This window comes from Halopseudomonas sp. T1L2, from assembly GCF_055397385.1.
Genome location: NZ_AP040865.1, coordinates 2,388,662 through 2,411,718 on the forward strand (window position 1 = coordinate 2,388,662; position 23,057 = coordinate 2,411,718).

23 protein-coding genes are annotated in these 23,057 nt (G+C 62.0%); 9 read left to right on the forward strand and 14 right to left on the reverse strand.

Going from position 1 to position 23,057, the window contains the following annotated elements; genetic code table 11:
• The first annotated feature begins 180 nt into the window (after positions 1–180).
• The 4 genes from acs to ACZ5WQ_RS11265 all read left to right on the forward strand — a co-directional run bounded on the left by acs (position 181) and on the right by ACZ5WQ_RS11265 (position 6,761).
• A complete protein-coding gene (gene acs, locus ACZ5WQ_RS11250; RefSeq protein WP_464382329.1) occupies positions 181–2,121 on the forward strand; it encodes an acetate--CoA ligase in 1,941 nt (646 codons plus the stop codon).
• 122 nt (positions 2,122–2,243) lie between these two features.
• On the forward strand, positions 2,244–3,425 hold the full coding sequence (locus ACZ5WQ_RS11255; protein ID WP_335599012.1) for an acetyl-CoA C-acetyltransferase: 1,182 nt from the start codon (positions 2,244–2,246) through the stop codon (positions 3,423–3,425).
• Positions 3,426–3,597: 172 nt separating this feature from the next.
• A complete protein-coding gene (locus ACZ5WQ_RS11260; protein ID WP_464382330.1) occupies positions 3,598–4,659 on the forward strand; it encodes an acetyl-CoA C-acetyltransferase in 1,062 nt (353 codons plus the stop codon).
• Positions 4,656–6,761: an enoyl-CoA hydratase-related protein gene (locus tag ACZ5WQ_RS11265; protein ID WP_464382331.1), complete on the forward strand. Its 2,106-nt coding sequence runs from the start codon at positions 4,656–4,658 to the stop codon at positions 6,759–6,761. Before ACZ5WQ_RS11260 ends, ACZ5WQ_RS11265 begins: the two co-directional genes overlap by 4 nt.
• On the opposite strand, the gene ACZ5WQ_RS11270 is transcribed toward ACZ5WQ_RS11265, so the two are convergent.
• The 6 genes from ACZ5WQ_RS11270 to ACZ5WQ_RS11295 all read right to left on the reverse strand — a co-directional run bounded on the left by ACZ5WQ_RS11270 (position 6,747) and on the right by ACZ5WQ_RS11295 (position 11,734).
• On the reverse strand, positions 6,747–7,424 hold the full coding sequence (locus tag ACZ5WQ_RS11270) for an MOSC domain-containing protein (protein ID WP_464382332.1): 678 nt from the start codon (positions 7,422–7,424) through the stop codon (positions 6,747–6,749). The genes ACZ5WQ_RS11265 and ACZ5WQ_RS11270 overlap by 15 nt on opposite strands.
• A gap of 58 nt (positions 7,425–7,482) precedes the next feature.
• A complete protein-coding gene (locus ACZ5WQ_RS11275) occupies positions 7,483–7,905 on the reverse strand; it encodes a hypothetical protein (protein WP_228246869.1) in 423 nt (140 codons plus the stop codon).
• A gap of 87 nt (positions 7,906–7,992) precedes the next feature.
• A complete protein-coding gene (locus ACZ5WQ_RS11280) occupies positions 7,993–8,556 on the reverse strand; it encodes a CPCC family cysteine-rich protein (RefSeq protein ID WP_464382333.1) in 564 nt (187 codons plus the stop codon).
• Positions 8,557–8,609: 53 nt separating this feature from the next.
• On the reverse strand, positions 8,610–8,999 hold the full coding sequence (locus ACZ5WQ_RS11285) for an MmcQ/YjbR family DNA-binding protein (protein WP_228246867.1): 390 nt from the start codon (positions 8,997–8,999) through the stop codon (positions 8,610–8,612).
• Positions 9,000–9,015: 16 nt separating this feature from the next.
• Entirely contained in the window at positions 9,016–10,599 is a 1,584-nt protein-coding gene (locus ACZ5WQ_RS11290; RefSeq protein ID WP_464382334.1) for an ATP-binding protein, read from the reverse strand.
• A gap of 139 nt (positions 10,600–10,738) precedes the next feature.
• Positions 10,739–11,734 (reverse strand): AraC family transcriptional regulator, encoded by a 996-nt coding sequence (locus ACZ5WQ_RS11295; protein ID WP_335600598.1) that lies wholly within the window; start codon positions 11,732–11,734, stop codon positions 10,739–10,741.
• Between the two features lie 103 nt (positions 11,735–11,837).
• Here ACZ5WQ_RS11295 and ACZ5WQ_RS11300 point away from each other — a divergent pair, with 103 nt between their 5' ends.
• Together ACZ5WQ_RS11300 and ACZ5WQ_RS11305 are read left to right on the forward strand one after the other, a co-directional pair.
• Positions 11,838–12,770: a sterol desaturase family protein gene (locus tag ACZ5WQ_RS11300; RefSeq protein WP_228246864.1), complete on the forward strand. Its 933-nt coding sequence runs from the start codon at positions 11,838–11,840 to the stop codon at positions 12,768–12,770.
• Positions 12,771–12,795: 25 nt separating this feature from the next.
• Positions 12,796–13,515, forward strand: a complete 720-nt coding sequence (locus ACZ5WQ_RS11305) for a pseudouridine synthase (protein ID WP_228246863.1) — start codon at positions 12,796–12,798, stop codon at positions 13,513–13,515.
• Here the strand turns inward: ACZ5WQ_RS11305 and ACZ5WQ_RS11310 are convergent.
• Positions 13,485–13,862, reverse strand: a complete 378-nt coding sequence (locus ACZ5WQ_RS11310) for a cupin domain-containing protein (protein ID WP_464382335.1) — start codon at positions 13,860–13,862, stop codon at positions 13,485–13,487. The two genes, ACZ5WQ_RS11305 and ACZ5WQ_RS11310, sit on opposite strands and share 31 nt — an antisense overlap.
• A complete protein-coding gene (gene thpR, locus ACZ5WQ_RS11315) occupies positions 13,862–14,395 on the reverse strand; it encodes an RNA 2',3'-cyclic phosphodiesterase (protein WP_464382336.1) in 534 nt (177 codons plus the stop codon). The genes ACZ5WQ_RS11310 and thpR overlap by 1 nt, the downstream gene beginning before the upstream one ends.
• Positions 14,396–14,578: 183 nt before the next feature.
• On the opposite strand from thpR, the gene ACZ5WQ_RS11320 reads away from it, so the two are divergent.
• Together ACZ5WQ_RS11320 and ACZ5WQ_RS11325 are read left to right on the forward strand one after the other, a co-directional pair.
• Entirely contained in the window at positions 14,579–14,962 is a 384-nt protein-coding gene (locus ACZ5WQ_RS11320) for a MarR family winged helix-turn-helix transcriptional regulator (RefSeq protein ID WP_228246860.1), read from the forward strand.
• A gap of 14 nt (positions 14,963–14,976) precedes the next feature.
• Positions 14,977–15,732 (forward strand): siderophore-interacting protein, encoded by a 756-nt coding sequence (locus tag ACZ5WQ_RS11325; protein ID WP_464382337.1) that lies wholly within the window; start codon positions 14,977–14,979, stop codon positions 15,730–15,732.
• 63 nt (positions 15,733–15,795) lie between these two features.
• Here the strand turns inward: ACZ5WQ_RS11325 and ACZ5WQ_RS11330 are convergent, their stop codons facing one another.
• A complete protein-coding gene (locus ACZ5WQ_RS11330) occupies positions 15,796–16,704 on the reverse strand; it encodes a LysR family transcriptional regulator (RefSeq protein WP_228246858.1) in 909 nt (302 codons plus the stop codon).
• Between the two features lie 281 nt (positions 16,705–16,985).
• Between ACZ5WQ_RS11330 and ACZ5WQ_RS11335 the strand changes: the two genes are divergently transcribed.
• Positions 16,986–17,180, forward strand: coding sequence for a hypothetical protein (locus tag ACZ5WQ_RS11335; protein ID WP_233048375.1), 195 nt, complete (start codon positions 16,986–16,988; stop codon positions 17,178–17,180).
• A gap of 53 nt (positions 17,181–17,233) precedes the next feature.
• Here ACZ5WQ_RS11335 and ACZ5WQ_RS11340 read toward each other — a convergent pair whose 3' ends face one another.
• The 5 genes from ACZ5WQ_RS11340 to rbfA form a co-directional block, all read right to left on the reverse strand.
• A complete protein-coding gene (locus tag ACZ5WQ_RS11340) occupies positions 17,234–18,925 on the reverse strand; it encodes a hypothetical protein (RefSeq protein ID WP_464382338.1) in 1,692 nt (563 codons plus the stop codon).
• A gap of 150 nt (positions 18,926–19,075) precedes the next feature.
• Positions 19,076–21,184 (reverse strand): polyribonucleotide nucleotidyltransferase, encoded by a 2,109-nt coding sequence (gene pnp, locus ACZ5WQ_RS11345; RefSeq protein WP_285677186.1) that lies wholly within the window; start codon positions 21,182–21,184, stop codon positions 19,076–19,078.
• An 87-nt stretch (positions 21,185–21,271) separates the two neighbouring features.
• On the reverse strand, positions 21,272–21,541 hold the full coding sequence (rpsO, locus tag ACZ5WQ_RS11350) for a 30S ribosomal protein S15 (protein WP_088276391.1): 270 nt from the start codon (positions 21,539–21,541) through the stop codon (positions 21,272–21,274).
• A 190-nt stretch (positions 21,542–21,731) separates the two neighbouring features.
• Entirely contained in the window at positions 21,732–22,652 is a 921-nt protein-coding gene (gene truB, locus ACZ5WQ_RS11355; protein WP_464382339.1) for a tRNA pseudouridine(55) synthase TruB, read from the reverse strand.
• Positions 22,653–22,655: 3 nt separating this feature from the next.
• Entirely contained in the window at positions 22,656–23,042 is a 387-nt protein-coding gene (gene rbfA, locus ACZ5WQ_RS11360) for a 30S ribosome-binding factor RbfA (RefSeq protein ID WP_088276389.1), read from the reverse strand.
• Positions 23,043–23,057 lie beyond the last annotated feature (15 nt).

Here is a 23,057-nt window from a genome sequence, read left to right on the forward strand (position 1 = left end):
TCTCATACCAAAGAAGGGTTGTCTTGCCCCCCTCTGATGGCCGACGCTAAATGGCCTAGACTGATCGCACAGCCCCAACGGCTTTGTCGGTCCGGAATCTCTGCTGCAGCACCGGAATGACCCTCTTCAGGGCCGGCTGACAAGAGACTGCCTGAATTCAATAACAAGAGGGGAATACCCATGTACGCAATCGAAAACCACAAGGTGTCCGAGTCCGCTCGCGCGCATACCCACCTGGATGACGCGACCTATCAGCGTATGTACAGGCAGTCGCTTGAGCAGCCCGACCAGTTCTGGGCCGAGCAGGCCGAACGCTTTCTGAACTGGGACAAGCGCTGGAGCAAGGTACACGAAAGCGATCTGAGCAAAGGTCAGGCTGCCTGGTTTATCGACGGCAAGCTCAACGTCAGCGTCAACTGCATTGACCGCCACCTGGCCGAGCATGGCGACGAGATCGCCATTATCTGGGAAGGTGACGACCCGAGCCAGGATGCCCGCATCAGCTACCGCGAACTGCACGATAAGGTCTGCCGACTGGCCAACGTGCTGAAGGCGCGCGGTGTCAGCAAGGGTGACCGTGTCTGTCTGTACATGCCGATGATCCCCGAAGCGGCCTACGCCATGCTGGCCTGCGCGCGTATCGGTGCGGTTCACTCGGTGGTCTTTGGTGGCTTCTCGCCGGACGCACTCCGTGACCGTATTCTCGATGCCGACTGCCGTGCAGTCATTACCGCCGACGAGGGCGTGCGCGGAGGCAAGACCGTCCCGCTCAAGGTCAACGTCGAAAAAGCGCTGAAAGACTGCCCCGACGTCCACACTGTGATAACCGTCAAGCGCACCGGTGCTGACGTTGCCTGGGATGAAAAGCGTGACGTCTGCTACACCGAAGCGACCAGCGCTGCGAGCAACCAGTGTGCGCCAGAACCGATGGACAGCGAAGACCCGCTGTTTATCCTTTACACCTCCGGCTCCACCGGCAAACCCAAGGGCGTGCTGCACACCACCGGCGGCTATCTGCTGATGGCGGCAATGACCCACTACTACGTGTTCGACTATGTGCCGGGCGAGGTCTACTGGTGTACGGCTGACGTGGGCTGGATCACCGGCCATTCCTATATCGTCTACGGCCCGCTTTGCAACCGCGCGACCACCGTGCTGTTTGAAGGCGTACCGACCTACCCGGATGCATCCCGCTGCTGGCAGGTGATCGACAAGCACCAGATCAACATCTTCTACACCGCGCCAACCGCTCTGCGCGCACTGATGGCCAAGGGCGATGAGCCGGTCAAGTCGTCCTCGCGCGCCAGCCTGCGCCTGCTCGGCAGCGTCGGCGAGCCGATCAACCCGGAAGCCTGGGAATGGTATTACCACGTGGTCGGCGAGCAGCGTTGCCCGATTGTCGATACCTGGTGGCAAACCGAAACCGGCGCTGCCATGATCACTCCGCTGCCGGGCTGTACCCTGCTCAAGCCGGGTTCGGCCACCCGCCCGTTCTTCGGCGTCGAGCCGGCCCTGTACGACCCCGAAGGCAACGAACTGGAGGGACCAACCAGCGGCAACCTGGTAATCAAGCGTTCCTGGCCGAGCCAGATCCGTACCGTTTACGGTGACCACCAGCGCCTGATCGACACCTACTTCAACACCTACAAGAACGTCTACTTCACCGGTGACGGCGCCCGCCGCGATGAAGACGGCTACTACTGGATCACCGGCCGGGTCGATGACGTGCTCAACGTCTCCGGTCACCGTATCGGCACCGCCGAAGTGGAAAGCGCACTGGTGCTGCACGACGCGGTCGCCGAAGCGGCCGTAGTAGGCTGCCCGCACGACATCAAGGGCCAGTGCATCTACGTCTATGTCACCCCGATGAACGGCGTTACCCCAAGCGAGGAGCTGGTCAAGGAACTGAAGGCCTTCGTGGCCGATCAGGTTGGTGCCTTTGCCCGCCCCGAGTTCATGCAGTGGGCTCCAGGCCTGCCGAAGACCCGTTCGGGCAAGATCATGCGCCGCATTCTGCGCAAGATCGCCTGCAACGAACTCGACAGCCTTGGCGACACCTCGACCCTGGCCGATCCGGCGGTTGTACAGGATCTCATCGCCAACCGCATCGAGCACGCCTGACGCGGTTCGTCGCCCTGGTACTGCACTAATGCTGTACCAGGGCCGAGACAACTTGTCTGGAGTAGGGCGCCCCTCTATGCTTGTGCACTCGAAAAACAGTGCCTGCATAGAGGAGCTCGTTCATGCAAGAGGTCGTGATTGTTGCCGCCACCCGTACCGCCATCGGCAGTTTCGGGGGCCAGTTTGCCAAGGTACCCGCCCATGAGCTGGGTGCTACCGTTATCCGCCGCTTGCTCGACGAAACCGAAATCGATCCGGCTTCGGTTGACGAGGTCATCTTCGGCCAGGTTCTGACCGCAGGCTGCGGCCAGAATCCCGCTCGCCAGGCTGCTATCCACGCCGGCCTGCCGCACAGCGTTCCCTCTCTGACCCTGAACAAGGTCTGTGGCTCCGGCCTCAAGGCATTGCATCTGGCCGCTCAGGCCATCCGCTGCGGCGATGCCGAAATCATGATCGCCGGTGGCCAGGAGTCCATGAGCCTGTCGCCGCACATCATCCCGACCTCCCGCACCGGTCAGCGTATGGGTCATGGCCAAATGATCGACACCATGATTCAGGACGGCCTGTGGGATGCGTTCAACAACTATCACATGGGCATTACCGCCGAAAACCTGGTCGAAAAGTACGGCATCAGCCGCGAGGAGCAGGACGCCTTCGCCGCCGCCTCCCAGCAGAAAGCGGTTACCGCACGCGATACTGGCGTATTCGATCAGGAAATCACTCCGGTGAGCATTCCCCAGCGCAAGGGCGACGCCCTGCTGATCACCCAGGATGAGCAACCCCGCGCCGGTACCACTGCCGAAAGCCTCGCTGCGCTCAAGCCTGCATTCAAGAAAGACGGCAGCGTTACCGCCGGCAACGCCTCCAGCCTGAACGATGGCGCCGCTGCCGTGCTGATGATGAGCGCCAGCAAGGCCGCCGAGCTGGGCCTGCCGGTGCTGGCCCGCATCGCCTCCTACGCCAACGCCGGCGTTGATCCGGCGATCATGGGCATTGGCCCGGTTTCAGCCACTCAGCGCTGCCTGGCCAAGGCCGGCTGGCAGGTTGCCGATCTGGATCTGATCGAAGCCAACGAGGCATTCGCGGCTCAAGCCCTGGCTGTCGGCAAGGAACTGCAGTGGGACGCCAGCAAGGTCAACGTCAACGGCGGTGCCATCGCACTGGGTCACCCGATCGGCGCCTCCGGCTGCCGTGTACTGGTGACTCTGCTGCACGAAATGCTGCGCCGCGACGCCAAGAAAGGCCTGGCGACGCTATGCATCGGCGGCGGCCAGGGCGTTGCTCTGGCGCTCGCCCGCGACTGATCCCCCTTCCGGCGGCGCCTTTCAGGGCGCCGCACTTTTGCTCATCACTTATCTACACTGAACTGATCCGGGTCGGTCCGGTCATAGCCTGCGCGGCCTTCCCGTCACGGAAAGTCGCACGGGCCTGCGCCGCGCATCCGCCTGATTTGACGTTCAACCACACGAGCCCTGCATGGACAGCCAGACCAATCACTCTGCCTCCGCGCCAGCCGCTGTTTTTCTCATTGATGGCCTGCGCACGCCCTGGGTCAACGCCGCAACGCTGCAGACCAGCGGCTTTGGTCTGCTCGACCTGGCGCTGCAGTGCGGCGCACCGCTGCTGCTGCGCTGTGCGGTTCCTGCGCACCGGCTGGACAGCCTGATTCTCGCGGCGGACGGCGCATCTCAGGTACGCCCCCTGCGCAAACGCCTGCGGCTGGACAGCACGACCGAGCTGTATCAATGCAGCCATGGCCTCTCGGCAGTTGCGCTGGCCAGCCAGCAGATTCGCAGCGGCGACGCCGACCTGGTGCTGGTCATCAGCGCCGATCGGCAAGCCGCACCCCAGGAGCCACTGCTGACGTCCGCCAAGCGCACAGCGCGCATGTTCGATATACAGGATGAAGACGCCAGCGCCTTCGCTGAAGCCAGTCGCCTGCGCGCTGACGATGCCGAACAGGGCGGACTCACTGCCCGTCACCGTGTAACCCTGTTCGATAGCCAGGGGCGCACGAACAACGAAGACCAGGCGAACGCAGTGGCGGGTGCCTGCGCCCTGCTGCTGGCCTCAACGGCGGGACTGCAACAGCTGAAACGCGCGCCGCTCGCCCAGCTCGGAGCCGGCACGCATGCCCAGGCACCGTCTGACTACCCGACGCTGGCACCCTTGCTGGCGTCCACACGCCTGCTGCGCCAGCAGCGGTTGTCGCTCGACGATATCGATCAATGGGAGCTGCCGGAGTCGCCTGCACTGGCACTGCTGAGCCATCTGGCCGCCTGGCAGGATGCCGATTTCTGCCGCCGTCAGCTTGAGCTGGAACAGCCCGTCGGCCGTCTGGACCCGTGCAGCCTCAACGTTCACGGCGGCAGTCTCGCCCTCGGCACACTGAGCGCGGGTGACGGCTGCCGCCAGGTGCTGCAGCTGGCGGACAGCCTGCAACGTCATGCGCTTTGCCGCGGCATCGTTTGCGATCAGCACGCCGACGGCCACGCGCGGGCACTGCTGATCAGCTACCCACAGGAGACCAGCGCATGACCGAGGCGAGCAACCCGCTCACGCTGCGCGAACGCGAGCTGGGGCCGTTCAACTATCTGGAACTGCAGCACCCTGCCCAGCCCACCTGGCGCCACTGGCGCCTGCGCCGGGACGAACGCAACGTAGCCTGGTTGCTGTTCGACCACGCCGACAGCAACGCCAACCTGCTCTGCGTGGCGGCGATGACCGAGCTGGGCGACGTGCTGGCCAGCCTGCGCCGCGACATGCCGGCTGCGCTGGTCATACGTTCGGCCAAGCCGTCCGGGTTCTGCATGGGCGCTGATCTGAAAGACTTCCGCCAGCTCGACAACGAAGCCGATGCGGTGCGGCAACTGGTCGACGCCCACCTGCTGGCCCAGCAACTGATCGACCTGCCCTGCCCGACCCTGGCTGTGCTGCATGGCGAGACCCTGGGCGGCGGGCTGGAGCTGGCGCTGTGCTGCGACATGCGGCTGGCAACGCCGGACACCCGCACCGGCCTGCCGGAAATTCGAGTTGGACTGCATCCCGGGCTGGGCGCTACCGCACGCTTGCCCGACCTGATCGACCCGATGCTGGCGATGCGCATGATGCTGACCGGCAAGGCGCTTAGCGCCGAACAAGCCCACAAGGCAGGGCTGCTTGACCAGGTCGCTGCCGAGCACAAGCTCAGGCCGCTGATCGACGATGCCCTCAACGGCCGGCTGGAGCTGCGGCGCCGTAACCTGAAAGCGCGCCCGTTCCGGCTGAACTGGGTGCGCCGACTGGCCGCACTGGCTATGCGCCGTCAGGCCGGCGCCAAGGCCGACCCGCGCCACTACCCGGCGGCTGAGGCCCTGATCGAGCTCTGGCAGCGCCACGGCGGCCAGCCCGACCTGCTGCTGCACCGGGAGATCTATTCCTTCGCGCGCTTGCTCAATAGCCCGACCAGCCGCCACCTGATTCAGTTGTTCTTCCAGCGCCAGCGCCTCAAGGAGCTGGCCGCCGGCAAGGAAAGCCGTCGCCTGTCCCAGCTGCATCTGATCGGCGACAGCGAAGACAGTATTCAGCTTGCGGCACTGGCGGCGCTGGCCGGCCTGCGCGTCAGCGTTGGCGGCTCGGCAGCCAGCATGAGCGCCTGCATCGGGCAGATCCGCCGGCTGGCCCGTGACGACGCACAGCGCCAGCAGGCGCTGGACGCGCTGGTTTTTGATCCGCAGCACCACGGGGTGGCGCTGGCCGATGCCGTGATCGACGGCCAGCAGGCGGATATGGAACAGCGCCGCGCGCAACTGCAAACACTGGAAACCAGCCTGCGCCCGCAGGCCCTGGTGCTCAGCTTCGCCGATCCGGTAGAGCCGCTGCGCGCCGCACTCGGCGATGCCGGCCGCCTGCTGGGCCTGCGCTTCGCTTCGCCAGAGCGCGGCGCCCTGGTCGAGATTGCCGCGCATAGCACCAGCCGCACTATCAGTCAGCAGCACGCCCGTCAGCTGGTCGGCCAGCTAGGCTGTCTGCCGCTGCCGGTCAGCAGCCAGCCGGGTCTGTTGTTGCGCCGGGTGCTGGCACCCTGGCTGTTGGAAGCCATGTTGCTGCTGGAGGAAGGAGCCAGCGCCGACGCCATCGAACAGGCGGCCCTGGCGTTCGGCTGCCCCCAAGGCCCGCTGGCAATTGCTGAGGGATGGGGCCTGAGCCACTGCCTGGCCCTGTTCGAGCGCCTGCACGGCGAACGCGACACCCCCTTGTCGGAGCCCCCTGCCATCCTGCGCAACAGCGTCGAGCAGGGGCGCACATCGTTGCTTGCCCCCAAACGGCGCCGTTGGAAAACCGGCAAAACCCGGTCAGCCAAACTCAGCGCCGACCAGGGCGACCGGTTGCTGCTCAGCCTGCTCAATAGTGCGGTACGCGCCTGCCGTCAGGGTATTGTCAGCGACGCGGACATGCTGGATGCAGCTCTGGTGCTGGCAGGCTATTTCCCGCCGTTTCGCGGCGGGCCGCTTTGTCACGCACGCGAAACCGGACATGCGGCGATCGTGCAGCGCCTGCGTGAGCTGAGTAACGATCTCGGCCCCCGCTTTGCGCCGGACCCGGGCTGGCAACCGGTGGTCGAAGACGCGGCCCCTGGGGAGCCTTTACAGGCCGGGTAGCGGCTGGGTCTGCTGCTCGGCCCGGCGGAGCTTCTGCTGCATCTCGGCGCGCATCTTCTCGGCCAGCGGTGCGTCCAGCAAGCGGCGCAGAAAGGTCGGATTCAGGCCCTTGCTGTGGCAGTAGCGGAACACCTCATTGATGCTGGGGAAGGCCGTATCACCCGGGGTTACGGCTAGCGTCTGTCCGACGCAGACGACACCTTCGTTGAGCACCCGCGCGTAGGCGCCGCAGCGTTCGGCTTTCACGAAGGCCTTGGCAAAGCGACTGTCGCCCACCCGTGCCGCCAGTGTTGAGCAGGGAATCCGCGGTGCGGTGATCTCCAGCAACAGCTCGCCAATGCGCACACGGTCGCCGATGCGCAGCTCCGGCCACCAGTGCGAGAGAGTCAGGTTCTCGCCAAAAAAGCCGGGCTCAAGCGGGCGCTGCAGCTGTTCGCTCCACCAGTCGATGTCTACCTGACTGTAGAGGTAGACCGCCTGATCGGGGCCGCCATGGTGCTTCAGGTCGGCAATAAAATCCCCGGCAATGCCGCCGGCACCGATCAGCACTTCGCCGCTGCAGGCCTGTTTGAAATGCCCGGTACGGGTTAAACGCGTACCAATGCGCAGTGCCTGCGGCTCGGCGGCATTGATCGACAGCAGGGTAACGGCGGTTCCAGTCATGATGGGCGCTCATCCGGCGTGGGAAAGCCCCCAGTCGAGCGGATATGCCCCAGTGCTGTCAACCACGGCGCGCCAGATAGCCCCGCGCCAGAAACAGAAAATGCGCGCTGCCGATCAACGGCAGGACCACCAGCATCAGATTGGCAGCCGGCGATAACGTCCAGTGACTATAGAAGGTCAGCAGGCTGGCCACACCCAGCAACAGCATGATCACGATGGCCCGGGGCGAAGCCACTTCACGCGTCGGCACAACCACCTTGGATACCAGCTGGATCAGAGCCCAGAGGCCGCACAGCCCACCAAGCAGTAACAACGTAAGCAGCCAGGCGAAGGGTTTGTCCGCCTCGTTGGCAAAGGCCATCGGCAGCATCAGCACGCCCAGCCCAATCAGCACCACCAGACTGCCGAAACACACCACCGCCTCAAGAAGATAGCCCCTGCCACTGGAACGCAGCAAGCGTCGAACGGCACTCTCTCTCATGCGCCAGATACTCCCGATCCTGCAGCTGTCTGTATCAGCGCAGAAAGCACAAGACATGTTCCGGACATAGGCTGGGCCTGCAACTCGTCAGTGATAATGCAATGCACGGTAACGCCGCCGCGCTTGCCTGTCGACCCGCGCAACCGATGCCGGATCGCAGGCGCCCAGCGTCAGTACGTTCTGCCGTCCTGCCGCCAGGGTCAGATGGTTGGGCGCGCTGAATTCTGCCGGGGCACGCATGCCGTCATCTTCCCAAAAGCAGACAGGGCAGATTTCATAGCAGCTTTCACTGCTCAGGCTGAAATAATCACAGCACGGGCAGGGAAACATCGGCTCAGCCTCACCGTCGACCTGCTGGACGATCATGCCGCGTTCGCTCAACGCCTCACGCAGATAGCTGTTGGTCACGCCATACAAATCCTCAACCAGACTGGCCTGTACCAACGGGTCCAGCTGGCTGTCGTTCGGGTTGGCAGGCTCAACGCCGCGACATACCAGCGCTCTTAGCGTGTCAGGCAGGGCAGCCACCTGCGGATCACCCTCACAGAAGCCGCAGAAGAACCAGAAGGCAACAACCTCGGCACGCTCTGATGGGGCCATTTGCGCCATCATCAACCTGGCCAGTTGTGCTTTTGCCTGCTCTCGCTGCATCGGTTTTCTCCATGGCACGCTTTCCCACTTCAAAGCGTAGCAGGCGCACACCATCAGATTCCGCCGGCTGCGCCTCGATACAACGCATCATGCCCATGGCGCGCCTCCAGCCCCTGCCGCACGGCTCGCGCCAGACCTTTGACCACCAGTGCGTAAGACTGATCAATCAGGCGCTGCAGCTCGCCCTCAGGCAGGCTGCCGTCGTTACGGACCGTATTCCAGTGGCGCTTGTTCATGTGATATCCGGGACTGACCGCAGCAAACAGGTCACGCAGGCCGACCGCCTCTTGCGGATCGCACTTGAGATTGATGCACTCGCAACCGGCCCGCTGGAACACCAGCGCAAACAGCTTGCCTTGAACCCTGAAAACCTGGGCCTGCGGACCGAACGGATAGGCCTCCTCGGCCTCGGGTTTGCTGCTCAGGTAGCCTTGCAAATCCATCTGCGCCCCTTGTTGGCTAGTGTGGGTCAATCGTTAATTTGGGAATGTGCAGGGTGAAGCAGGTGCCCTGCGGAGAGGACACAAAGTCAATCCGTCCGCCCATGCCCTCGATCAGCCCGCGGGCAATGGCCAGCCCCAAACCTGTTCCCCCTGTCTTGCGACTGCTGGAACCGTCAGCCTGAGTGAATCGATCGAAAACCCGGGGCTGAAACGCCGGCGGAATGCCATCGCCCTGGTCGGTAACACTGACGCGCCAGGTACGCTCATGCTCATCGGAATGCACAGCAATACTGACCGCTGAGCCAGCCGGGGAGAACTTCACCGCATTGGACAATAGATTATCCAGCACCTGACGGAATCGGGTGGCATCCACCCGGACCCAGGCTTGCGGGCAGGGATTGTCGTAGATCCAGCGGATTTCATGCTGCGCCGCGTAGCCGGCGTTTTCCTCAATCGCCGCCTCCAACAGTGCACTCAGTCGCAGCGGCTGCATATCCAGAGGCAGTTGTCCGGCCGCCAGCTTGTCGATATCAAGCAAATCACTGATCAGCCTCAGCAGGTGCTCGGCATTGCGGCGCGCCACCGCAACCAGGTCCTGAGCCTTGTCGGAGAGCTCCCCCACGACCCCGCCAGCCAGCAGGCTGAGGGTACCGATAATACTGGTCAACGGTGTGCGCAATTCATGATTGACCGTTGAGACAAAGTCGTTCTTGAGGCGCTCGTTCTCGGCCCGCATGGCCTCACGCTCGCGCTGCTGGGCAATGGCATTGCCCCACGCATAGCCCAGCAGCAGCAGAATCAGCGCCAGACCCGCGTACAGAGTCCAGTGCCGCAGTTGCACACCCGCCGCCGGTTGGCGGTTCTGGAGGACCAGTCGCCAGGTCACGCCGGGCAAGTGAATGGGCATGCTCTGCTGCACCTCATCTGCGACCAGCGCGTCACCCCAGATCGGTACCACCTGCCCATCGGGCTCGACGCGCTGCAACTGAATGTGCAGATCCTGCCAGCGTGGCTCGGTTTCCAGCATGCCCAGTACCAGATCAGCATTGATCACGGTGCTGACCAGCCCCCAGTAGCGGTCATCCATGAATACCGGGACCCGATAGAGCAGCGCCTGCCCGCCCTGCACCAGCTGCAGTGGCCCAGCCAGCACGGGTGTGCCAGTCTGCATCATCCGCTCAACGGCGGGCCATTGGGCCGGGGTTTTGCGATAATCGAGCCCAAGGGCGGCCTCATTGCCGGCAAGGGGATAGATCAGCGCAATACGATTATCCGGCGCAATACCAATGTTACGGATATCGGTAGCACCGGCCAGCATGCTGGCAAGCCAGCCCTCGATGGACTGCCGGTCCGACATGCCCTTCTGACTGTGCAAAAAAAACACCAGGCCACGCGTCAGATAGATGCCATCGAGTAACCGGGTCTCGAGCGTGCTGCGCACATCAGAAGCGCGGATGATCAGATCATGCTGGACCTGTTCGCGCTCAAGCGTGCGCCATTGCCAGACCAACAGTTCAATGGCGAGCACACCCAGCACAGCCAGGAGCGAGAGGCTGACAAGCAAACGGCGAAAGCGCCTTTCCAGCCGCCACCAGGTCATGGTTTACCCACCAACAGCCCTGGACAGAGGCCAAGACTCCCAAGATCAGACCTGCGGAATTGAATAAACGGCATGCAGCAGATTTCCGTCAAAATGGGTAGTCCGTACTGTAAGCTGAAACGTACCGCTGCGCTTGGCCCTATCGCAGGGTACGACGCCAGCGGGCAGGTGTTGTCCCGGTCCAGCGACGAAAAGCCCTGTTCAGGGCACTCTGCTCGGAAAACCCAAGCAAGAGCGCAACCTCACCGAGTTGCAGCGTCGAGTCTGCCAGATAGGCTTCAGCAAGCCGCTGCCGGGTGCGATCGAGCAAACTCCGCCAAGTCAGGCCGCGCTGCTGCAGACGACGTTGCAGGGTTCGTGCAGACAGACACAGCTCCTCGGCAACGAGCTCTAACCCAACCTCACCCTCCGGTAGCCGACGCACCAGCGCCCGCTGCAGTGCGCAATCAAAGGCATCCGCTCCAGGCAGCGCCAGCAGCAGAGCCCTGGCCTGTTGATCCAGCTGCTCGCGCACGTCCGGATCACTGTGCGGCAGTCGGCAGGCCAGCCAACTGACTGGCAATGCGACCTCGGTAGCGGCAGCGTCAAATACGACCTCACAGCCAAAAAAGGCGTCATAGGCCGCACGCGAACGAGCATCAGGCGCGGGAAAGACAAATCCGACCCGAGCCACAGCCGATACCTCCGGCAGCAGCCGTCGCAGAAAACTGACCAGCGCTGCAATGGCTACGGTATCGGCCGAGGCCCCGGTACTGGCATCAGCATCCCAGCAGAGCACAACCAGCTCACCCTGCACGCGTACACGAACCAGTTGCTGACCGTAGAACAGCTGCTCATAGCGCTGGTAGACCTGCAATGCCTCGCCCAGCGTATGGCTGGCAAGGCTCAGGTAGCCAAGTACGCCGACATGCCGCGGCCGAACTTGCGCGCCTATCTCCAGCGCCGGCACAACCGCCGTTGCAGGCAGCATACTGGCGCGCTCCAGCAGTTGCTGCCAGAGTGCCAGAGGCACCGCCTCGTCCTGACGCCGACTATCCAGCAGCAGGCGCAAATCCGGGGCGGGGAACTGGTAAAGATCAAGCCAGTCAGTCAGCAGCTGTATCCAGCCGCCGGTGACCCGCATGGGCATGGCCATGGTGATTCCTGTTGGCGTATTGGGTCAAAAATGCAGCATATCTGGTCAATATTCAAGCGGCGCTATGGCGCATCATCACATTCGATAGCACCTGGAGGGGATGATGGAACGCCTTTATGACAGCTTTGCCCAGGTGCTCGCAGACAGCGGCCTGACGACCCTGCTGAACGCTCTGCCCGCCTGGCTGGCATTCGATGAGCGCCAGCTGATATTCGTCCTGGCTACACCGGTGTTCATTGGCGTATTCGTCTGGGAGTACCTTAAAATCCGCCACGACCACAGGCTGGTCGACACCCGGGAGTCCGTGCGCAACTTCATGCTCGGAGCCGGATACCAGACGACAGAGTTACTGTTCGCCGGCCTGATTGCCTTCCCGGTTCACGCACTGGCCTACCAGCATCGACTGTTCGATATTCCGCTGACCTTCACTACGGCAGTTCTGCTCTGGGTGCTGACCGATCTGTGCTTCTACTGGATGCATCGCAGCTCCCACCGAATACGCTGGTTCTGGGCCGCACACGTGACCCACCATTCCAGCGAGCGGATGAACTTCTCCACCGCCATGCGCCAGAACGCGACCAATATCTTCAACGGCGGCTGGCTGTTCTATGTGCCGCTATCGCTGCTGGGCTTCAACCCGGTATGGATCGGCGTCTGCTATGCCCTGTCACTGGTGTATCAGTTTTTCATCCATACCACCCTGATCGGCAAGCTGCACCCGACTATCGAGTATGTGTTCAACACGCCGAACCACCATCGGGTTCATCACGCCCGTAACCCCGGTTACATCGATACAAACTACGGTGGTGTCTTCATTCTCTTTGACCGGCTGTTTGGGACATTTGCCAGCGAGCGCGACGATCAGCCGATCGAGTACGGCATTACCCGACCTGTCTGCAGCAACAGTCTGTTGGTCAACTGGCTGCACGAATACCGCGACATCGCCCGCGACATGCGCAAACCGGGCACGCTTTGGCAGCGCCTGCAACATCTCTGGCGCCCGCCGGAGTGGGAGCGCACCCATCGCGAGGAGTGATGGCAGACGCGTATACTCCGCGACCATGAAACTCGACCGATTTATCAGCAACAACACGCCCCATAGTCGGCAGACCGCGCGCCTGCTGATTGCCAGCGGCCGGGTAACCGTTGCCGGTAAGCAGGTCTTTGACCCGCGTTTTGAGGTCGACCAGTTCGTGGCTATCTGTCTGGAAGAACAGCTGCTGCAATACCGTCCTGCATTGTTCTTCATGTTGCATAAACCGGTCGGCTACCTGAGCGCCACCCGCGACCCGCAGCACCCAACCGTGCTGGAGCTGTTTCCTGCCGAGCTGCGCGCGGAGCTGCATATCGGTGGCCGCCTGGATCGCGGCTCCAGCGGACTGCTGATTCTGACCAACGACGGCAGCTGGTCGAGGCGGCTGACAGAGCCCAGGATAAAGCTGCCCAAGACCTATCACGTCACGACACTGCGGCCCATCACCAGCGACACCGCCGAGCGTTTTGCTGCCGGGATCTACATGACCACCGAGCAGCTGACCACCTCACCGGCGCAACTGGAGCAGCTCGGTGCACGAGAATGCCGGCTAACCATCTACGAAGGCCGCTATCACCAGATCAAGCGAATGTTTCATGCCGTTGGCAATCAGGTGGCTACCCTGCACCGCGAAAGCATGGGCGCGATTCACCTCGACCCTGCGCTGCGCCCAGGGCAGTACAGGGCCCTCACCGCTGCGGAAGTCGCCTCGGTCGATCAACCGGCCACTGGCTCCAGATCCTCGTAGCAGCCCGGCACAAAGCGCGGCGTGCATAGTGCCAAAAACACCAGCACCTGCTCGCCGACGCAGCGGATACGCTGCGGGCAGCCCGCCGGGATGACCACCACATCACCGGCGCCCACCAGCCGGGCCGTCTGATCTGCCAGTTCGACCAGCCCCTCACCTGCCTCGATCAGATAACGTTCGGTCACCCCGTGCAACCGATGCCAGCGAGTCTGCCCGCCCAGCGGCAGGCGCGCGCGAGCCACCGACAACAGCGGATCATCCGCCGCATTGGACAGTTCATGGATATAACAGCCTTCGTCAAAGTAATACTCGGCTGCGGGATCGTAACGACGAATCAATGGCTGCATCAGCCCTCCAATGGATAACGCGCCAGGACCGAGTAGCGCGAGCCACCGGAGCCAGGATCGCTGTTGAACAGGCAAAGCTCTTTCGCCTGCCAGGGCGACGACAGCAAGCCCCGCCGACGCTGGAGGAAACCTTGCAGAGGCCCGCTGCCCGGGCCGCAGCGCGCCAGCGTGACATGCGGCACAAAGCGCTGCGGATCGGCGGCGCACCAAGGGGCGATCAGCTCGTCGATCTGTTCACGCAGCGCCTGCAGCGGCGCTGGCGCAACCACGCCAGCCCAGAGAATACTCGGCCGTTGCGGCGAGCCGAAATAGCCGACTCCGCCGAGCTGGAGTAAAAACGCCGGCGCATCAAGCGCAGCCAGCGCCGATGTCAACTCGGCCACCTGCAGATCTTGCACATCACCGATGAAACGCACCGTCAAATGCAGCTGCGCAGCCGTCTGCCAGCGCAAGGAAACAATCGGCTCCTGCAGAGCCAGTAACTGCTGGCACTGATGTTCAGGCAACTCCAGACCAAGAAACAGGCGCGGCATCAATTTCCTCCATTAGCCCTTTCCTTCTCAATGTAGCCGCTCGTCGGCACAGCCGGCAATTGATTGACACAGTCAACCAAAGCAAACATAGTTGATAACATCAACTTAATTACAGCCAAATCGATGCAACGCCCATCACTCAGCCACGCTCTGCAGCAAGTCGCTCACGCCTATCGAAGCCACATGGTGCAAACCATCCGTGACGCCAATCTGCCGTTGCCCGGCACCCATGTCCGCATTCTCAAGGCAGTGTGCTATGTGGAGGCTTGTACCGCCCGGCGCATCGCCCAGCGCATGCGCCGTGACAAGGCACAGATCACCCGCGTACTCAATGATCTGCTTGAAGCAGGACTGATCAGCAAGGCCTGCAACCCGGCAGACAAACGCAGCCAGTTGCTGCACCCAACCCCGGCAGGCGAGGCAATGATGCAGCGCATTCAGGAACTTGAGCAGCAAACGCTTACACGCATGACCCGTGACCTGACCCAAGCAGAGGTCGAGCACTTTATCCGTATCGCCTGGCATATGACCCAAAACCTGGAAGGCGACCTGCCACCAGACAGCTGATTGGAGAATTATCCATGGCCAAACCCGCACCACGGACCCTGCAGGTCCTCTGCAAGCAGCCAGTGACTCGCAACATGCTGCGAGTCACCCTCGGTGGAGAAGGCATGCAAGCCTTCCCGGATGCCCAGGCCGGCGCTTATATCAAACTGATTTTCCCAGCGACCGCCACCCAGCCCCAACGGATGCGTACCTATACCGTACGCGCCCAGCGCCCGGGCGAGATTGATGTCGACTTTGTCCGTCATGCCGACGACGGTCCGGCCTCAAGCTGGGCCGAGCAATGCAGCTCTGGCGATACCATCCTGATTGGCGGGCCTGGGCCGCGCAAGCCACTGCTGCAGGACGCCGACGGATTTGTTGTAGTCGGTGACATGACTGCCCTGCCGGCTATCAGTGTCAATCTGGAGTCCCTGCCGGTCAGCGCTTGCGGAGTCGCGGTACTGGAAGTGATCGATCCGGCGGATATTCAGCCATTGAACGCGCCAACCGGTATCGCGCTGAACTGGCTGGTCAACCCCGAGCCCGGCAGCAACCCTGCGGCACTGGTGGAGCGTCTGCGCCAGATAGACTGGCCGGCAGGTCGCGTGAATGTATGGGCCGCGTGCGAATTCGCCAGCATGCGTGCATTGCGCCAATTTCTGCGAGAGGAACGCCAAATCGTCCGCAGCGACCTGTACATCTCCAGCTACTGGAACCATGGCGCCAGCGAAGACCAGCACAAGCAGGAAAAGCGGGTCGATGCCGAACAGGACACCCGATACTCCGAATGAGGCTGCAGCCGGTGCAGCAGCGCCAGCTCGATTTCCGGCGTGACCGGTTGCAGGCGTAGCCCATCAACGCGCTGCCCGGTCGCCACGCTGCGCCAGGGTTTCCACACAGTGATCGATAAAAGCACGCACCGGCGGCAGCATGCCGCGGGGCGTGGTGAAGACCATGTGAATCTGGCCTTCCAGTGCATGCCATTGGGGCAGGATGTGAACCAGCCGGCCTGAACGAACCTCCGGCTCGCAAATATGTTCAGGCAACAACACCACGCCCTGACCGGCGACTGCCGCCTCGCATATCAGCTGCAGATCACCACAACTGAAATGCGGAGCATGATGAAGATCGCAGGTCTCCCCTGCGTCATTGGCAAACTCCCAGCGATCCCGTTCCAGCATCTCGCCAACCGATAAGGTTGGGAAGCGGCTGAGATCCTCCAGCTGCGCTGGCGCGCCACCCATTCGCTGCAATAGCGTTGGGCTGGCAGCCAGAATACGTGCGCCTACCCCAAGCGAACGCATAGCCAATGACTGATCGGTATCGAAACGGGTTGCCACTCGGAAGGCAACATCAATGCGCTCATTAATCAGATCAATCCGCTGACTGGACAGCCGGATCTGCACGCGTACTTGCGGATAGCGGGTCATGAAGTCGACCAGGGTATCGCGCCCCAAATACTCCAGCATGCCGGAAGACATGCTGACTCGAACCGTACCGGACACCTCATCACGCGCTGTCATCGCCAGCGCCTCGGCCGACTCCAGACGCTGCAGGATCACTTCGCATTCACGGTAAAGCTCGCGCCCCAGATCCGTCACCCGGAAGTGGCGAGTGGAGCGCTCGATGAGCCGGGCGCCGAAGTGTGTCTCCAGCCGCGCAACCCGCTTGCTGAGTTTCGACTTGCGCTCACCCGTTGCTCGTTCGGCGGCCGCAAACCCGCCAAAACGCACGACGCGAGCAAAGCACAACAGATCGTTCATATCCTGCATCGGAAGCGCCACCAGGGTTGTTCAGAGGGACCCGAATGCACAGTGAGACGGGCGTAAACGGGCCTATTGTTTCCAAAAAGGAAATTCTGAATCGCCAAATAGTGCGCTACTGCGACACTTTGTCGCTGCCATATAGTGACCACACCGCCCTTGCGACAGGTTCTCGACAGAAAGTCGACAACCAGAAATCCTGCAAAAACAGAAACAGTTTCAGAATATTTCAGAAGTATACGCTGGAACCGGGGCGGTACTCATCAACAGGAGAACCCTGCATGAAAAATCTGTCAGCATTGATTGTTGCATCCTTCCTCGCCTCCAGCCCTGCTATCCAGGCCGATGACAACCGCCAGCGCCTACAGCAGAACAGTGACCGCACAGCCAGTCAAAGTACCGCTGACTATCTTCAGGAGCTCATCGAGGCGCAGGCGCGGGCCGATACCGACACAGACGACCAAGGCAAGGCCTGATACCCCATTAGCTATAGCGAGCGCCTCGGTGCAACCCGGGGGCTCCGGCTTACTCACGACAGCTGTGGCAAGAAAAGCAGCAGCGCCAGAGTCACCGGAATCAGAATGGCCCCCATCACCGCCTGCGGGTGGCGACAGCGCCACAGTGCCATCCAGACAGCCCACGGCGGACTCAAGCGCGAAGCTTTGAGCCGCGGGAAGACCAGCGTCTCCAGCGCCTGACGGTCAAACACCGGCTGCATTGGGTTGCCCAGAAACAGCACAAGGTCATCCGCCATCAGATGGGTCGCGCTATAGCGTACCTCGGCCAGCGGGACGGTGCGCTGCCTGCCCTGCCCCTCCAGGATCAACGCCCGATCGGACACCCCAAGCCGCTGCCGCGCCGAGGCCCACAGATCATGGATCATGAGCCCCAGGCAGAGCGCGCCGTAGCACGCCAGCAACACCAGCGGCCAGGCGGAGCTGCCCAGCATCACTATCTGAAACAACACATACCCGAGTGCTGCAACGACCAGCACCAGCATCGGCATGATCCAGCGCAGGCGCCGTTGCAGCCGATTGGGTAGCCAGTAGACGTCGCCTCCGGGAATCGGCGCAGGTTCTGCCGCGACCGCCGCAATGAACCCGCGACCGGCCAAACCACGGAACTGCGCCAGGGTTTCCTTGCGCTCCAGCAACCACGCCGCGGCAAAGCCAGCGACCAGGCCAAGCCCCATCACCCCAAGTCCCAGCCACCCCAGCCAGCGGTAGTGCTCACGCTGCTGCGTCGCCTGCTGCTCCAGCGAGGTCAGCATCGGACTCGCTATCGCGGTCGGGTGTTCGCCCCGACTATCCAGCAGGAAAAGCCGTTGCGCGGCACCGTCGACCACCCACAGACGTTCACGCCAAAACTCGAATGCCAACGGATCACCGATCAGCTCGGCAGCAGGCGTGGCAATGACCTTCAGATCGCCATCAAACTGAACAAGGCGGCCATCGCGCATGGCGTTATTGGCCAGGTTGACCAGCCAGCCATCCGCGCGTTCGGCAAACTGATGTGGCCAGCGCAGCGCGCCCTGGGCCGGCAGCTCAACATCGCGCCTTCGCGAGCCAAAGTCATCGACGCCGTCATCCAGCATCACCAACCGATGGTTATTGGTATCGGCGACCCAAAGACCATCAGCGGTCAGTCGAAGCTGATTGGGGAAACGCAGCAGTCCTTCAGGTGTGCGCTTCAGCTCAAGCTGATCGGCAGACAGGCGGTAAACATGGAAGCCGGGCGTATCCGCAACAAAGAGAACATCGTCTGCCGCCAGCGCAAGACGAAAGGCACTGTCCATTGCCGGAAGCAGTCGACCGTAGGGTTCACAGGCCAGTTGAGGCAGGGCGCAACGATAAAACCCCTCAGGACCAACGGGAGCCCTGCCGGCGGTCTTCTGCAGCCGCAGGTAGCGCGCCAGCCAGTAGCCGAACCCGGCTTCTTCGGGGCGATGATAGACCAGCAGATCACCATTACTGAAAAAGGCATGATCACCCACCGGAGCGATACCGGCCTGACCAAGATCCAGATGCTGTTGCTCCCGGCCCTCGTGATCAAGCCAGACAAGGTGAGAGCCGAGGCGCACAGACAGCTCGGCTGCCTGAGGCCGAATAAAGCCATAACCCGGAACATCCAGTCGCAACTGGTTGGCCCAGAGGTACCCCAGCAATCCAAGGGTCGTAAACAGCACCACACCCGCAGCCGCCAGCCGGGACGTCCCTTTCATTTCGCCGCTCCATCATTGCAATACAGCCAGAAGCATCACCCAGACGACCAGCGAACGCAAACAGGGTGTGCCAACCCGATCATGCAGGATGAATGCCCACAAAAAAACCCGGCCGAAGCCGGGTTTCCTGATGCCTGAGGCAGCGGGTCGTCAGACGCCGCTGGTCTCGGCAGCTTCAACGTCCTTCATGGACAGTTTGATACGGCCCCGATTGTCCACGTCCAGTACCAGAACCTTCACTTCCTGACCTTCCTGCAGTACGTCGGTCACTTTCTCGATGCGCTCATTGGCGATCTGGGAAATGTGAACCAGGCCGTCCTTACCCGGCAGGATGTTGACGAAGGCACCGAAGTCGACAATGCGCTCGACCTTACCGGTGTAGACCTTGCCGATTTCGGCCTCGGCAGTGATGGCGTCAACACGTGCCTTGGCAGCGTTGGCGGCGTCCTTGCTGGCGGCGAAGATCTTGACCATGCCGTCGTCGGTAATGTCGATAGAGGCGCCAGTCTCGTCACAGATACCACGGATGGTTGCACCACCCTTGCCGATAACGTCGCGGATCTTCTCCGGGTCGATCTTCATGCTCAGCATGGTCGGCGCGTTGGAAGAGATTTCCTTGCGCGACTCGGGCAGCACTTCGTTCATCTGCTTGAGGATGTGCAGACGCGCTTCGTGCGCCTGCTGCAGCGCGATTTCCATGATCTCTTCGGTGATACCGTTGATCTTGATGTCCATCTGCAGCGCAGTAACACCCTTCTCGGTACCGGCAACCTTGAAGTCCATGTCGCCCAGGTGATCTTCGTCACCCAGGATGTCGGTCAGAACAGCGAACTTCTCGCCTTCCTTGACCAGACCCATGGCAATACCGGCAACCGGCGCCTTCAGCGGCACGCCCGCGTCCATCAGCGCCAGAGAGGCACCGCAAACGGACGCCATGGAGCTGGAACCGTTGGACTCGGTGATCTCGGAAACCACACGGATGGAGTACGGGAACTGATCCATGTCGGGCATGACAGCCTGAACGCCGCGACGCGCCAGACGGCCGTGGCCGATTTCGCGGCGGCCAGTACCGCCCATACGACCACACTCACCTACCGAGTAGGGAGGGAAGTTGTAGTGGAACATGAAGGGCTCTTTGCGCTCGCCTTCCAGCATGTCCAGCAGTTGGGAGTCACGCGCGGTACCCAGGGTGGTCACAACCAGAGCCTGCGTTTCGCCACGGGTGAACAGTGCAGAACCGTGAGTGCGGTCCAGAACGCCAACCTCGATGTTCAGCGGGCGGACAGTCTTGGTGTCACGACCGTCGATACGCGGGTTGCCGTTAACGATACTTTCGCGAACGGTGCGGTATTCGATCTCGCCGAACACGTCCTTGACTTCACCAGCCGGGAACTTGCCTTCGTCTTCGCCGGACAGCGCGGCAACGGCCTGGTCACGCAGCTCGCCCAGACGGGTGTAGCGCTCCTGCTTGTTGACGATGGTGTAGGCGTCAGCAATGCCGGCACCGAACTGGCTCTTGATGGCATTGATCAGCGCGGTGTTCTCCGCCGGCGCCTGCCAGTCCCATGCCGGCTTGCCAGCTTCGGCAGCGAATTCCTTGATGGCCGCAATCGCGCCCTGGAATTCCATGTGCGCGAACAGGACCGCGCCCAGCATCTGGTCTTCGGTCAGCTCTTGCGCTTCGGATTCAACCATCAGCACGGCTTCTTCGGTACCGGCAACCACCATGTCCAGACGCGAAATGGCCAGTTCTTCGTAGGTCGGGTTCAGCACGTAACCGCGCTGATCGTCGAACGCAACGCGGGCAGCGCCGATCGGGCCGCTGAACGGTACACCGGAAATGGCCAGGGCAGCGGAGGTACCGATCATCGCGGCGATATCCGGATCGGTGGTCTTGTCGGTGGAAACGACGGTGCAGACAACCTGCACTTCGTTCATGAAACCTTCGGCGAACAGCGGACGGATCGGACGGTCGATCAGGCGGGAAGTCAGGGTTTCCTTTTCGGAAGGACGACCTTCACGCTTGAAGAAACCACCGGGGATACGGCCGGCGGCGTACGTCTTTTCGATGTAATGAACAGACAGAGGGAAGAAATCGCGGCCAGCTTCGGGCTGCTTGGCGGCCACAACGGTGACCAGAACGCTGACAGCATTGTCGATACTGACCAGAACGGCACCGGAAGCCTGGCGAGCAATGCGGCCTGTTTCCATGGTGACTGTGCTATTGCCTAACTTGAATTGCTTGATTACCGGTTTCACGGTGTCTTCTCTCTCTTCTTTTGCCTTTGGGGGAAACTCTGGGCATGGCCGGGGATCGGACCCGGCCATGTCCAAACGGAGCTGGTCTTAGCGACGCAGACCCAGACTGCTGATCAGAGCGCTGTAACGAGACAGGTCCTTCGACTTCAGGTAGTCCAGCAGCTTGCGACGCTGGTTAACCATGCGAATCAGACCACGGCGGGAGTGGTGATCCTTCTTGTTCTCTTTGAAGTGGCCCTGCAGCTTGTTGATGTTTGCAGTCAACAGAGCTACCTGGACTTCCGGAGAACCGGTATCACCTTCAGCACGCTTGTACTCGGCAACGATTGCAGCTTTTTCTTCAACACTCAGTGACATCTCGTATTTCCTCTGAGGTAACAGGCCGGGACCAGTGTCCCGTGTTTTAAATCGAGGAATGACCATGCCTGTTGACAGCCACCCTCGTGGCGACCCGCTATCGGGTCAACTCCATGCCGAATCATACTCCCGAATGATCGGGGATTCAGCCAATTCTGTATGACGTCCCGGCGGCACAAGCCGCGGAACATCACGCCTCGAAACGCAACAACCGCTTGGGCGCAACCCGAGCATCGTCGGTCATTTCGCCGATACCGAGAAAGCGGCCACTGGCATCGCGCAGGCGCACCTTGCCAAACGCCGGACTACCCGGTACGCGTACCGCCTGTCCGTGATTCAGGTAGTAGGCGGTCTGCTCGGTCAACTCCAGGACCGGCCAGTCTTCCAGCCCGCTATCCATCGGCAGCAGCAGATGATCAAGCGCCTCGGCGCCACCCTCGGCGTGCAGCGCCTCAAGCGCCTCCAGGGTAACCGATTGGGACAAATCAAACGGCCCCGCCTTGATCCGGCGCAGCGCTGACACATGCGCGCCACAGCCCAGCGCAGCGCCGATGTCCTCGACCAGGCTGCGGATGTACGTCCCCTTGCTGCAGTGCACTTCCAGCTGCAGACGATCGCCTTCCAGGCCCAGCACCTTCAGTTGACTGATGGTGATGGTACGCGCCTTGCGCTCGATGGTTTCGCCGGCACGGGCCAGCTTGTAAAGCGGCTGCCCCTCATGCTTGAGCGCCGAGTACATCGGCGGCACCTGATCGATCTCACCGGTAAAGCTCGGCAGCAGTGCCTCGACGTCAGCCAGCGTCACGTTGAACGGCTTGATCTCCAGCACATCGCCCTCGGCGTCACCGGTGGCGGTGGTCATACCCAGACGCGCCTCGGTGACATACGCCTTGTCGGCGTCCAGCAGGTACTGGGAAAACTTGGTTGCCTCACCCAGGCACAGCGGCAGCACGCCGGTCGCCAGCGGATCAAGGCTGCCGGTGTGACCACCCTTGTTGGCGTTGAACAGCCAGCGCACCTTCTGCAGGGCCGCGTTGGAGCTCATGCCCAGCGGCTTGTCGAAAATCAGGATGCCGTCAATGGAACGGCGCTTGCTCTTCGCTCCTGCCACGGTTTACTCCTCGTCGCCATCGCCGTGCTGGCGATCCTCGGCCACTGCCCGCTCGATCAGCGAAGACAGATGCACGCCACGACGAATGCTCTCGTCGTACTGGAAATGCAGTTGCGGAATGGTTCGCAGCTTCATCGAACGCCCAAGCAGCATCCGCAGATAGCCGGAGGCATCCTTGAGGATCTCAAGGTTGAGCGCGATGTCTTCGGCGCTGTCCCGGTTCATCAGAGTGATAAACACCTTGGCGTGGGACATATCGCGACTGACTTCAACCGCGGTCACGGTCACCATACCCAGACGCGGGTCACGTACCTCGCGCTGAATCAGTTGAGCCAGCTCACGCTGCATCTGATCCGCCACACGCTGGGTACGACTGTATTCTCTTGCCATATTAACCGTCTCAAG

Bases quoted from the DNA above. Each gene is read 5' to 3' on its own strand.
- ACZ5WQ_RS11340 (WP_464382338.1), bottom strand. From the start codon at position 18,925: ATGAAAGGGACGTCCCGGCTGGCGGCTGCGGGTGTGGTGCTGTTTACG.
- ACZ5WQ_RS11305 (WP_228246863.1), top strand. From the start codon at position 12,796: ATGAAACTCGACCGATTTATCAGCAACAACACGCCCCATAGTCGGCAG.
- ACZ5WQ_RS11255 (WP_335599012.1), top strand. From the start codon at position 2,244: ATGCAAGAGGTCGTGATTGTTGCCGCCACCCGTACCGCCATCGGCAGT.
- ACZ5WQ_RS11310 (WP_464382335.1), bottom strand. From the start codon at position 13,862: ATGCAGCCATTGATTCGTCGTTACGATCCCGCAGCCGAGTATTACTTT.
- ACZ5WQ_RS11285 (WP_228246867.1), bottom strand. From the start codon at position 8,999: ATGGATTTGCAAGGCTACCTGAGCAGCAAACCCGAGGCCGAGGAGGCC.
- ACZ5WQ_RS11335 (WP_233048375.1), top strand. From the start codon at position 16,986: ATGAAAAATCTGTCAGCATTGATTGTTGCATCCTTCCTCGCCTCCAGC.
- acs (WP_464382329.1), top strand. From the start codon at position 181: ATGTACGCAATCGAAAACCACAAGGTGTCCGAGTCCGCTCGCGCGCAT.
- rpsO (WP_088276391.1), bottom strand. From the start codon at position 21,541: ATGTCACTGAGTGTTGAAGAAAAAGCTGCAATCGTTGCCGAGTACAAG.
- ACZ5WQ_RS11290 (WP_464382334.1), bottom strand. From the start codon at position 10,599: ATGACCTGGTGGCGGCTGGAAAGGCGCTTTCGCCGTTTGCTTGTCAGC.
- ACZ5WQ_RS11260 (WP_464382330.1), top strand. From the start codon at position 3,598: ATGGACAGCCAGACCAATCACTCTGCCTCCGCGCCAGCCGCTGTTTTT.
- ACZ5WQ_RS11295 (WP_335600598.1), bottom strand. From the start codon at position 11,734: ATGGCCATGCCCATGCGGGTCACCGGCGGCTGGATACAGCTGCTGACT.
- ACZ5WQ_RS11275 (WP_228246869.1), bottom strand. From the start codon at position 7,905: ATGAGAGAGAGTGCCGTTCGACGCTTGCTGCGTTCCAGTGGCAGGGGC.
- ACZ5WQ_RS11265 (WP_464382331.1), top strand. From the start codon at position 4,656: ATGACCGAGGCGAGCAACCCGCTCACGCTGCGCGAACGCGAGCTGGGG.
- ACZ5WQ_RS11320 (WP_228246860.1), top strand. From the start codon at position 14,579: ATGGTGCAAACCATCCGTGACGCCAATCTGCCGTTGCCCGGCACCCAT.
- rbfA (WP_088276389.1), bottom strand. From the start codon at position 23,042: ATGGCAAGAGAATACAGTCGTACCCAGCGTGTGGCGGATCAGATGCAG.
- thpR (WP_464382336.1), bottom strand. From the start codon at position 14,395: ATGCCGCGCCTGTTTCTTGGTCTGGAGTTGCCTGAACATCAGTGCCAG.
- ACZ5WQ_RS11270 (WP_464382332.1), bottom strand. From the start codon at position 7,424: ATGACTGGAACCGCCGTTACCCTGCTGTCGATCAATGCCGCCGAGCCG.
- ACZ5WQ_RS11280 (WP_464382333.1), bottom strand. From the start codon at position 8,556: ATGCAGCGAGAGCAGGCAAAAGCACAACTGGCCAGGTTGATGATGGCG.
- ACZ5WQ_RS11325 (WP_464382337.1), top strand. From the start codon at position 14,977: ATGGCCAAACCCGCACCACGGACCCTGCAGGTCCTCTGCAAGCAGCCA.
- ACZ5WQ_RS11300 (WP_228246864.1), top strand. From the start codon at position 11,838: ATGGAACGCCTTTATGACAGCTTTGCCCAGGTGCTCGCAGACAGCGGC.
- ACZ5WQ_RS11330 (WP_228246858.1), bottom strand. From the start codon at position 16,704: ATGAACGATCTGTTGTGCTTTGCTCGCGTCGTGCGTTTTGGCGGGTTT.